Source organism: Bacillus sp. USDA818B3_A, assembly GCF_009928415.1.
Classification (GTDB): domain Bacteria; phylum Bacillota; class Bacilli; order Bacillales; family Cytobacillaceae; genus Neobacillus.
In genome coordinates this window covers 196550-206296 of sequence record NZ_JAABNN010000007.1, presented here as the reverse complement: position 1 = coordinate 206296, position 9747 = coordinate 196550, and the positions used below count along the sequence as shown (strand labels likewise).

At 40.6% G+C, this 9747-nt stretch carries 8 protein-coding genes; 2 read left to right on the top strand and 6 right to left on the bottom strand.

What is annotated here, in order from left to right; genetic code table 11:
* Positions 1-160 precede the first annotated feature (160 nt).
* The 3 genes from GXK58_RS14910 to GXK58_RS14900 are packed head-to-tail and all read right to left on the bottom strand — an operon-like array spanning position 161 to position 3081.
* Positions 161-1630 (bottom strand): Na+/H+ antiporter NhaC family protein, encoded by a 1470-nt coding sequence (locus tag GXK58_RS14910; protein WP_160723940.1) that lies wholly within the window; start codon positions 1628-1630, stop codon positions 161-163.
* 60 nt (positions 1631-1690) lie between these two features.
* Entirely contained in the window at positions 1691-2737 is a 1047-nt protein-coding gene (locus GXK58_RS14905) for an aldo/keto reductase (RefSeq protein ID WP_160723939.1), read from the bottom strand.
* Positions 2737-3081 carry a TIGR04076 family protein gene (locus tag GXK58_RS14900; RefSeq protein ID WP_202171370.1) on the bottom strand — a complete coding sequence of 115 codons (345 nt, stop codon included), beginning with the start codon at positions 3079-3081 and terminating at the stop codon, positions 2737-2739. The genes GXK58_RS14905 and GXK58_RS14900 overlap by 1 nt, the downstream gene beginning before the upstream one ends.
* A 592-nt stretch (positions 3082-3673) precedes the next feature.
* Here GXK58_RS14900 and GXK58_RS14895 point away from each other — a divergent pair.
* Positions 3674-4111, top strand: coding sequence for a hypothetical protein (locus GXK58_RS14895; protein ID WP_160723937.1), 438 nt, complete (start codon positions 3674-3676; stop codon positions 4109-4111).
* Positions 4111-6528, top strand: coding sequence for a molybdopterin-dependent oxidoreductase (locus GXK58_RS14890; RefSeq protein WP_160723936.1), 2418 nt, complete (start codon positions 4111-4113; stop codon positions 6526-6528). Before GXK58_RS14895 ends, GXK58_RS14890 begins: the two co-directional genes overlap by 1 nt.
* A 206-nt stretch (positions 6529-6734) precedes the next feature.
* On the opposite strand, the gene rlmD is transcribed toward GXK58_RS14890, so the two are convergent.
* The 3 genes from rlmD to GXK58_RS14875 form a co-directional block, all read right to left on the bottom strand.
* A complete protein-coding gene (gene rlmD / locus GXK58_RS14885) occupies positions 6735-8120 on the bottom strand; it encodes a 23S rRNA (uracil(1939)-C(5))-methyltransferase RlmD (RefSeq protein ID WP_160723935.1) in 1386 nt (461 codons plus the stop codon).
* A gap of 170 nt (positions 8121-8290) precedes the next feature.
* On the bottom strand, positions 8291-9037 hold the full coding sequence (locus GXK58_RS14880) for an amino acid ABC transporter ATP-binding protein (RefSeq protein ID WP_160723934.1): 747 nt from the start codon (positions 9035-9037) through the stop codon (positions 8291-8293).
* 13 nt (positions 9038-9050) lie between these two features.
* Positions 9051-9731, bottom strand: a complete 681-nt coding sequence (locus GXK58_RS14875) for an amino acid ABC transporter permease (protein WP_160723933.1) — start codon at positions 9729-9731, stop codon at positions 9051-9053.
* Positions 9732-9747: the final 16 nt, after the last annotated feature.

Sequence of the window (9747 nt, the reverse complement as noted above, 5' to 3'; positions counted from 1 at the left end):
CTTACTCGGATTGGACTTTCACCAACTAGCAATTAACGGCTTGCTGGGCACGCAACAAAAAAAGGCAACGCCCCGGAGGGGTAGTTGCCTTTCTTTAAAATGTCTTCTGAAATAGTCGATAAGAATTCAACAATTAGCGGGGAGTGACAGGCACTGGCCATCATATATTATGAGAGACGTTCTTGGTACCTTGTTTTACTAATTCTTGAGGATTTCTAACCACTTTCCCTTCAGAGCCCTCATATTCGCGGCCCCATCCCGTTATGACCGAGGACAATAGAACCAAAAACAGTACCATACAATAAATCATACCGCTTGAGACCTGTGTTAGTAAAAGCGGTTCAACAAAATCATACCCTTTCGACAGCAACGCGCCGAGGAATACAAAAACACTTAAAAAAGGTATAACCAGCACAATAGCATTAGCAAAACCATCCAGTAGATAGGCACGTCGGTATGGATGCAATCCTACACGTTTGCCAATCTCATTCTGTACTTTTCCAAATGTTGTCATCGAAGCACTGGTTACACCACCGAAGAGCAAAGTTGTAAACGAAATACCTAACATCATCGCGATTTCAGCACCGCGGACTGTCTTACCCATTTTGCTGTTAAGGATGCCATTTGTCACTTTTTCTAGCACTCCCGCACCGTTAAGCACACCCATTATGCCATAGACAGAAATAACCAGCGTGACCGTTGCCATCATACTGCTGATGCCGCCCGTTAGGAAACCTTTCGGAGCACCATCCTTAACTGAGATTACATTGTCGAACGTTAGAAGGTGAAACGCCAGACCTGTTATTGTTCCTAAAATGATCCCTATCGTTATCGCTTTATAGATATTGCGGGTTTTGATTGCGATAATTAACATGACGACTACCGGAACCAGCATAACCAGTGAGTTTGGATTCATGTTCTTGACAAGGATATCCGAAGCGCCATCACCTGCCGTGCCGCCGCCGCCGAAGATCCAGAACAGAACAAAAGAGATCGTACCTGCGACCAAGGAATATTTCAACCGGCTGGCAACACAGCCGCCCACTTCAGCAAAACCTTTTTTCTTTGTATATTCTTGAGTACCTGCAGAGATGATGGTGGTATCTGATATCGGTGCTAAGTTATCACCAAAAATAGAAGCACTGACGAGTGCACCCGCAAGAATGGCAGGATCACTGCCCAGCAATACCCCAGCCGGGTAGAAAATTGGGAAACAGGTAAACATTGTTCCAATCGATGACCCGGTGGCAGTCGAAATCACACAAACTGCCAGGAATGTAAACGCCGTGAATAATCCCCCATCTACGCCCAAGAGGTTGGCAAGCCATACGAATCCTGACGAAATGTTAGTAGATTTAATCAATTCCGAGAACATCCCAATGACGAACAGAAGGACTAAAATTGGGACGGCTTCCTTTACACCTGCATAGACTGAATCCCAGTACCAATCGTAGTTGCCCTTTTTGACAAAAATAGCACCCACCATAAGAGCTACAAAAGCGCCCATTGCAAGAGCATACATTTCAAATGCTTTAAAAACGATAAAAAACAATACACAGAAGAACAGAAAAACTACGACTGGAATAAACGCAACCCCCCAGCCACCTCTAAATTCAAGTTTTTTATCCATATAAAAACCCCCTTTTTATAAGTAAACTTTTACTCTGGTAATTTAGGAAAGCTGGAATATTTATTCTTCATTTAAATTCATTTTCATAATATTACGATATTTAGAGCCAATTGTCCGCTCTAACTCAAAAGGTTCACCCTCTATTATTGGATACTTGTCTAAGAATTGTTTGATCTCATCCATATCAGACTTGTCGAGTTCGAATGTAAATATTTGAGAATTTGACTCAACGTGCCTGCTATTTCGAACTCCAATAATGGAAGCCCCGACACCTTGCTGATTTAATATATATTTTGTTGCAATTTGAGAAACCTTGACAGAATGCTTATTAGCGATTCTTTGCAGCAATAACAATAATTCCTGATAGTCATCCCAACCTAAGGTATCTTCAATCACCTGAAAATATTTAACATGCGAGCGCGTTTCTGGTTGAATTGAAGCTTGTCCAAGCCATTTTTCTGATAACAAACCTCCTGATAATGTACCATAGCACAGCAAGGAAATTCCTTTGCTTTTACAGTAATCTAATAACTCTTTTTCTGGACGTCTATCAAAAACCGAGTATTGACTTTGACAGGACACAACAGGGATACCGGCATCAACGAGTTCAGATAAATGCTTCGTATCAAAGTTGGTAACGCCGATATTACGGATCTTTCCTTTTTCTTTAAGTTTCAACAGATCTCCTGCTGTCTCAACAAAGCCAGGCACATTGTAATCCCACCAATGAAACTGTACGAGATCCAATACATCACGTTTTTGACGTTTAAGGCTTCTGTCTATTATTTTTTCGGTGTAACTGTAATCGACCTCACGAAGCAAATTGATATCCGGTACATACTTGGTATGAATTTGAATATCATGCGGTGAAAGGGTACTCCCTGTTTTTAGTTCCGTTAAAAATTCCCCTAGAAATTCTTCAGTGCCTGTATAGATATCTGCACAATCAAATGTCGTAAATCCTTTATCAGCAAGCATATAGAAGGCCTTCATGACATCGTTCATGTCTAATTTAGATTCTAAACTATGACCTTCCGATAATTGCCAACAGCCGTTGATCACTCTATTGATTGTATAATCTTTTGCTAATTCAAATCGTTCTGCCATTATTGTTGATCTCCTTTTTGAATGGGTTCTATTGTGCATTCAGCATGACTAAATTCCTGAGTTCCGATACGAGTTATTTTAAATCTGGCACCACAGTTTGGATCTGGGCAGGCAATGAGACTATCAGATAACATCCAGTCATTAGCGTGTAATGGCCGCTGCTTTGCAGGCAGTAGCGGCAAAATAGCGCTTAATGCATACATGGAAAATGTATTAGTTTCCGGAAAAACCAGGTTTTCCCCTATAACCAAGAAATAGTCACCTTCCTTATGACTGCACACCATTGGTTGATCAGCAGCCACCACCTCTACTTTTAAGTTAAATAGCGTAAATCTATCATCCATCACACCTTCTCCTTTACAGTTGTTTGGGCTTATAAAATAAAAAACACCTATCCTTAAATATAATTCAAGGACAAGTGTTAACTTGCGGTACCACCTTGTTTGATATGTATAATACATACCCACTCTGCAGGGTGTTTTCACACCCTTAGCCCCATAACGCTGGCTATACGTCTAAGCTACTAAAAAATTCTTTCACTTCGCCCTCTGAGGCCCACTTGCTGTGACTGCATCTGTCCGGCTTACACCATCCCGGATTCGCTAAGAGACCGTTTAACAGTTTAACTCCCTCGTCTTTGGTTTATAAGAATGTTAGCACCCTATTTTTCTATTGTCAATAATATTTTTAATATTGTGATAACTCAAAACGCTACGCCTTAGATTACGAGCTAATTTACCATGCCATCAAATTCATATATCCTTTCCCAGAACTCAGTGACAATTTTTTCGTCTTTAGCTAAGTTATCAGCTTTTGGCTTTTTTTTTGTGGAAGAGCATTTATGAAAATTCTATTAAAAAACGTCTTCGAAGGTTTATCCATTATTGATAGGGTTACTAGATATATAAAACCAAATTAATAGGAAGGCGGGAGGGAATGAACAGGTTACATAATATTTTTAACAGTATTATGGAAGACTCTGACAAGATTATAAAGGAAAGTCAGTATGCAGAAAATCCATTGGCAATTCTATTTAGAACGGTATTGGAAGAACAAAAGGATACTTGCGGGAACCTAATTGAAATTTTACAAAGGAAGGAACAGGATTTTAAAACGTATAAAAAGGATCTCTCTATTTTATACCATGACGATTCGGTTGCCGATTCAACCTTTCGGGCTTGGGGAAGAGCGATCACATGGCAGGATGAAAACAATGCGCAACATGTTAATGATTTGGATTTACTATTCCAGAGGATTAAAAAAAGCCTCAAAGAAGGTGCCAAAGAGCTGGAAGTTCAATTCGGTCCTGAGAAAATTAAATATGTTGTACCAGAGTTGTATTTGCCTAAGACACAAAGAGAGGGTGGAAAATAATGGCTTGGGATACGGAGCGGACAGATATAAATGTATATAGTCAGGGAGAGGTCGATAAATGGGTATACAGTACTTGTAATATCTGTTCTGTCGGCTGCGGATGCCACATAGCCGTTAAAGATAAGAAGGTTGTGGGGATAAAGGGCAATTCGAAGCATCCTATAAACAGAGGAAGATTAGGGCCAAAAGGTGAAAACCAATGGCATGCAAACAACAGTCCGGACAGGCTTTTGACCCCAATGGTCCGGGATGCGTTTGGACAGCTTGTTCCATCCACCTGGGACGTGGCGATGGAACTAATTGTTAAAAAGGCACAGGAAACCATAAAAAATAAGGGCAGAAATGGAATCGCTATCTATTCAACGGGACAAGGATTTCTAGAAGACTATTATACGATAGCTAAAATTGGCAGAGCGGGAATAGGAACTCATTTGTTAGATGCCAATACAAGGCTTTGTACAGCTACTACTGAATTTTGCCTGCTTCAGTCCTTCGGTGCAGATGGTGTTCCTGCATCATTTGACGATGTTGATGAAGCAGATACACTTTTCTTGTTCGGTCATAATCCTGCGGAAACGGGAACTGTTTTATTTGAAAGAATTATGGAAAGAAAAAAGAGAACAGGAAAGCCGTATATTATCGTTGTAGACCCAAGGAAAACAGCTACGGCCCGTATGGCCGATATGCATCTTCAATTATATCCGGGAACGAACGTTGCATTATTAAATGGACTGCAGCGCCTTATAATAGAGGAAGGAAGACTGGATGAGCAATTCATAGAAAACAATACTGTTGGTTTTGAAAAAATGGCAGAAGCTCTTGGTGAGTGGGATGTAGAACACACCAGTGAAGTTACCGGAATACCAGCAGGATTGATTAAAGAAGCTGCAGAAATTCTAGGGTATACTGAGTCTCTTGTAACCACTACTCTCCAAGGTACGTACCAAAGTGCGGATGCAACAACAGCATGCGTTGCTATTAATAATATTCACTTAATTAGAGGGCTGATTGGCAAGCCTGGCTGCGGTCCGCTCCATATGGCTGGCCAGCCTAGTTCATCAGCTAACCGTACAGCTGGCGGTGTTGGAACTTATCCGGCAAATAGAAATCCAAATAATCCAGACCACATTCGTGAAATGGCAGAGCTATGGAACGTGGAAGAAAAGGACCTTCCAGTAGGTCCAGAAAAAGGGATAGAAGAACAGATTGATATGATCGAAAATGGAGAAATCAGCTTTTTTTGGAACATTGGAACAAATCCTATGGTATCTCTTCCTAATCGGGCAAGAGCCAGGAAGGCTCTGGAAGAGGTTTTTGTAGTAGTGCAGGACCCATTTTTAACAGAAACAGCAGTGGTTGCAGATGTTGTCCTTCCAGCAGCTTTATGGGGAGAAAAAGAAGGGACTATGGAAAATGCCGACAGAACCATTAATTTATTAATAAAGGCAGTAGACCCTCCTGAGGGAGTTAAATCTGACTTAGAGATACTGCTCGATTTTGCAAAAAGGATGGATTTTCGTGACAAGGATGGAAATCCATTGATTCAATATTCAACTCCAGAAGAATGTTTTGAGGAATGGAAAAAAGTATCAAAAGGAAGACCTTCTGACATGACCGGCATTACTTATGAAAAACTTGAAAAATATAATGGGTTAAGATGGCCGGTCAATGATACATCACCGGAAGGGACTACCCGGCTTTATTCGAATGGCCGTTTTGCAACAGAAACAAACTATACTCAATCGTTTATGAAGGACCAGTTTACTGGAAGACCGCTATCTAAGGAAGAGTTTGAAGAATTAAATTTAAATGGGAGAGCGATGCTCCATCCAACAAGATATCTGCCACCTGTGGAACAGCCAAACAAGGAATATCCTTTATGGGTTACTACTGGAAGACTGGTTTGGCATTGGCATACAAGGACCAAAACCGCACGTTCGCCATACCTTCAGGCGGCTGCTCCTAATGGGTATGCGGAAATAAATACCTCAGATGCATTGGAACTAGGGCTGATAGAGGGCGAGAAGGTGAGAATTATTTCGGCAAGAGGGGAAATTGAAGTCCCAGTGAGAATTGGTGAATCCGTACAAAAAGGATTAATTTTTGTGCCATTTCATTATGGAAGCTGGCATAAAAAGGAGGCTGCAAATGATTTGACTGCAGATTTTACCGATCCTTTATCCAAGCAGCCAACCTTTAAGCAGTCCGCATGCAGAATCGAGAAATTGAGAAAAACCCATATAGTAGGAGAGATGGATACACTCGGTACAATTGCTGAACAATTTGGTACAAGTATCGAGGCCCTTCAAAAAGTGAATGGGCTTGTATCTCCTTATGACCTTCAAATGGGAATCAAGCTGGAAATACCTCTTTCGGTAACCAATGTACCGCTGCCAGAATATCTGCCATATAAATAAAAATCAAATGCAAGAAACTGTTAGTCTTTACAAATACAAGATCCCTTTCCTGTAATAGAAAAGGGGTCTTGTATTTTAACCTTTTAAATAGGGAGTCAATTTAACAAACTTTGCTGCGTTTCTCTACACCAAGTCAAATAACCCTTAAAGAAAATAATAAGTCTCCCTGAAAATCAGAGAGACTTTTTTACACACGGCCACATTCATTATTTGTCTTTCAATACTAGTAGTGAACAGCACTCGACATGTGCGGTATGCGGGAACATGTCTACAGGTTGAATATATTTTACATCATATTTTGAACCTAAGGTTTGAATGTCTTTTGCCAAGGTAGAAGGATTACAAGACACATAAATAAGCTTTTCTGGTTCCACCTGCAAAATGGTTTGAAGTAACTGGTTGTCTAGCCCCGTCCTTGGTGGATCAACGACGATTACATCCGGCTTCCAGCCTTTTTTCACCCATTTTGGCAATACCTCTTCCGCTTTACCCGGAACATATTTTGTATTAGTAAACCCGTGACGTTTGGCATTTTTCTTGGCATCATCAATGGATTCAGGGATAACGTCCATACCGCGAACCTCTGCTGCTTTGTCAGCAAGCCATAATCCAATCGTCCCTACCCCACAGTAAGCATCAAGGACCTTCTCTTTTCCTGTCAGGTCAGCCGCTTTTTTCACCTCATCATAAAGCTTGACGGTTTGAATCGGATTCAGCTGAAAGAACGTTCGTGCTGAAAGTTCAAATTGAAGATCTCCTAGTGTTTCCTGAATGAATTCTTCACCGGCCATCGCGAGAGTTTCCTCTCCAAAAATTAATGAGGTTTTTTCACCATTTATGTTTTGAACAATAGATTTCACTTTAGGGAGCCTTTTTTGTATTTCCTCAATAATAGAATCCTTTTTAGGCAATTCTTTTTGGGTAGTAATCAGGACTACCTGCAGCTCGCCTGTTTCCACACCTACACGTGCAACAATGGTTCTAACGATCCCTTTTCTAGTTTTTTCATTATATATAGGGATTTGCAGGTCCTGAAGTATTGATTTTACAGTTGTTACGGCTTCATTTGTTTGTGAATGCTGGACCGCACAATGTTCGATATCAATAAGCTGGTGTGAATTCATGCCATATAATCCAGCTAAGACCTTGCCATTTTTCTGTTCTACCTGGAAGCTGCTTTTATTCCGGTAACCCCAAGGATTTTCCATTCCAATCGTTTCGCGAATATCAAGTTTATCCACATTCTGCTTCGTGTGCCGTTCAAGCGATTGAATAATGATATCGCGCTTTTCTTTTAACTGCTGTCCGTATTGCAAATGCTGAAGCTGACAGCCGCCGCATTGCTCGTAAAACGGACAAGGCGGCTGGACACGATGCGGTGATTTTACACGAATTTTTTTAATTTGTGCCTCGGCAAATTTGGGATTAATTTTGGTTGCCTCTACGACCACTTCTTCACCAGGAAGAGCCCCAGGTACGAAGACGACTTGCCTTTTAAAATAACCCACGCCCTCTCCATTGATCCCGAGCCTTTTGATGGTTAAAGGAAAGGTTTGTTTTAATTGTATTTTAATACCTTGATCGGTTTTCATTTTTCTCACTCCAAATTTTAAAAAAAGCTTGAGTTGTATTATAGCATGTTTTATATTGAAAAGCCGAATTCTGGGGAATCCGGCTTGGTAGTGTTTAATAAGGTATAAATAACATAAAAGGCAACGCCCAAAGGGGTGTTGCCTTTCTTTAATCTTTACAAGATATTCCTTTATCTTCCAATCACTTTATTCAGAAATTGAACCAATCTTGGGTTTTCATTACTTGTAAATACTTCTTCAGGTGTCCCTTTTTCTACAACGACCCCTTGGTCCATAAAAATGACCTGATCCGCAACATTTTTGGCAAATGACATCTCATGTGTTACCACAACCATCGTCATGCCCTCATCAGCTAGGTCCTTCATTACCTTTAGCACCTCACCAACCAATTCAGGATCAAGTGCAGAGGTAGGTTCATCAAATAACAACACAGCCGGATCCAGCCCCATTGCACGGGCAATCCCCACCCGTTGTTGTTGTCCACCCGATAATTGATGCGGATACATATCAGCTTTATCCCGTAAACCAACCCTGTCCAGTAAAGTCAAAGCTTTCTCACGGGCTGCTGTTTTTTCCCGATTTAAGACATGAACCTGCCCTTCCATTACGTTCTCTATCGCAGTTAAATGAGGAAAAAGATTATAATTTTGAAATACCATTCCTGTTTGCTGGCGAAATGACGTGATCGTAGAAGATGACAATTTTGTTTTCCCTGTAAAATCAATGGATTTTTCGCCTAAAGTTATTCTTCCTGACTCAGGCATTTCTAGTAAATTTAAGCAGCGCAAAAATGTAGTCTTGCCTGAACCGGAAGGACCGATAATAACGGCTGTCTTACCTTTCTCGATGGATAAATCAATGCCCCGAAGAACCTCCAATTCTCCAAATCGCTTAGACACTTTTTCAACTGAAATCATATTTCTCCCTCCATTATCTAGCAACGCCTTTTTCATATCGCAGTTCAAGCTTCGATTGCAGATGGGATAGGAAGGTACAAAAAATTAAATAAATGATAGCTACTTCAATATATAACCATAGAGGTTCATACGTAACTGAAGCAATTTGTTGACCTTTTTGAAACATTTCTGTGACCGTAATCGTCGCTGCTAAGGAAGTATCTTTTACAAGACTGATAAAGGAATTTCCAAGCGGCGGGAGAGATACTCTTACTGCTTGCGGCAGGATAATTCTCCTCATCGCCTTCGACTTTGTCATTCCTATTGAATAGGCAGCCTCCCATTGTCCCTTTGGAATGGATTGGATGGCGGCACGAATAATTTCAGAGCTATACGCACCTACATTTAAGGTAAAGCCAATCACTGCTGCTGGAAAAGGATTTAATGTAATTCCCATGCTCGGTAATCCATAAAAGAGTATAAAAAGCTGCACTAATAATGGTGTGCCGCGAAAAATCCACAAATAAAATCTCGCAATAGCATTCAACTGCTTTATACTCGATAGGCGTGCTAAAGCGGTCAAGAAAGCAAGAATAATTCCCAGTGCAAAAGAAATCAATGTTAAAGGGATTGTAAAATACAATCCCGCTTTTAAAAGTGGAAAAAAGGAATCACTTAGGATTCCTATTATCCGATGTAAACGATCATCTGCCATCAATTTAAATCAATCC

Excerpts from the sequence above, each read along its gene's own strand:
- GXK58_RS14910 (WP_160723940.1), bottom strand. The coding sequence starts at position 1,630 with ATGGATAAAAAACTTGAATTTAGAGGTGGCTGGGGGGTTGCGTTTATT.
- GXK58_RS14905 (WP_160723939.1), bottom strand. The coding sequence starts at position 2,737 with ATGGCAGAACGATTTGAATTAGCAAAAGATTATACAATCAATAGAGTG.
- GXK58_RS14900 (WP_202171370.1), bottom strand. The coding sequence starts at position 3,081 with ATGGATGATAGATTTACGCTATTTAACTTAAAAGTAGAGGTGGTGGCT.
- GXK58_RS14895 (WP_160723937.1), top strand. The coding sequence starts at position 3,674 with ATGAACAGGTTACATAATATTTTTAACAGTATTATGGAAGACTCTGAC.
- GXK58_RS14890 (WP_160723936.1), top strand. The coding sequence starts at position 4,111 with ATGGCTTGGGATACGGAGCGGACAGATATAAATGTATATAGTCAGGGA.
- rlmD (WP_160723935.1), bottom strand. The coding sequence starts at position 8,120 with ATGAAAACCGATCAAGGTATTAAAATACAATTAAAACAAACCTTTCCT.
- GXK58_RS14880 (WP_160723934.1), bottom strand. The coding sequence starts at position 9,037 with ATGATTTCAGTTGAAAAAGTGTCTAAGCGATTTGGAGAATTGGAGGTT.
- GXK58_RS14875 (WP_160723933.1), bottom strand. The coding sequence starts at position 9,731 with ATGGCAGATGATCGTTTACATCGGATAATAGGAATCCTAAGTGATTCC.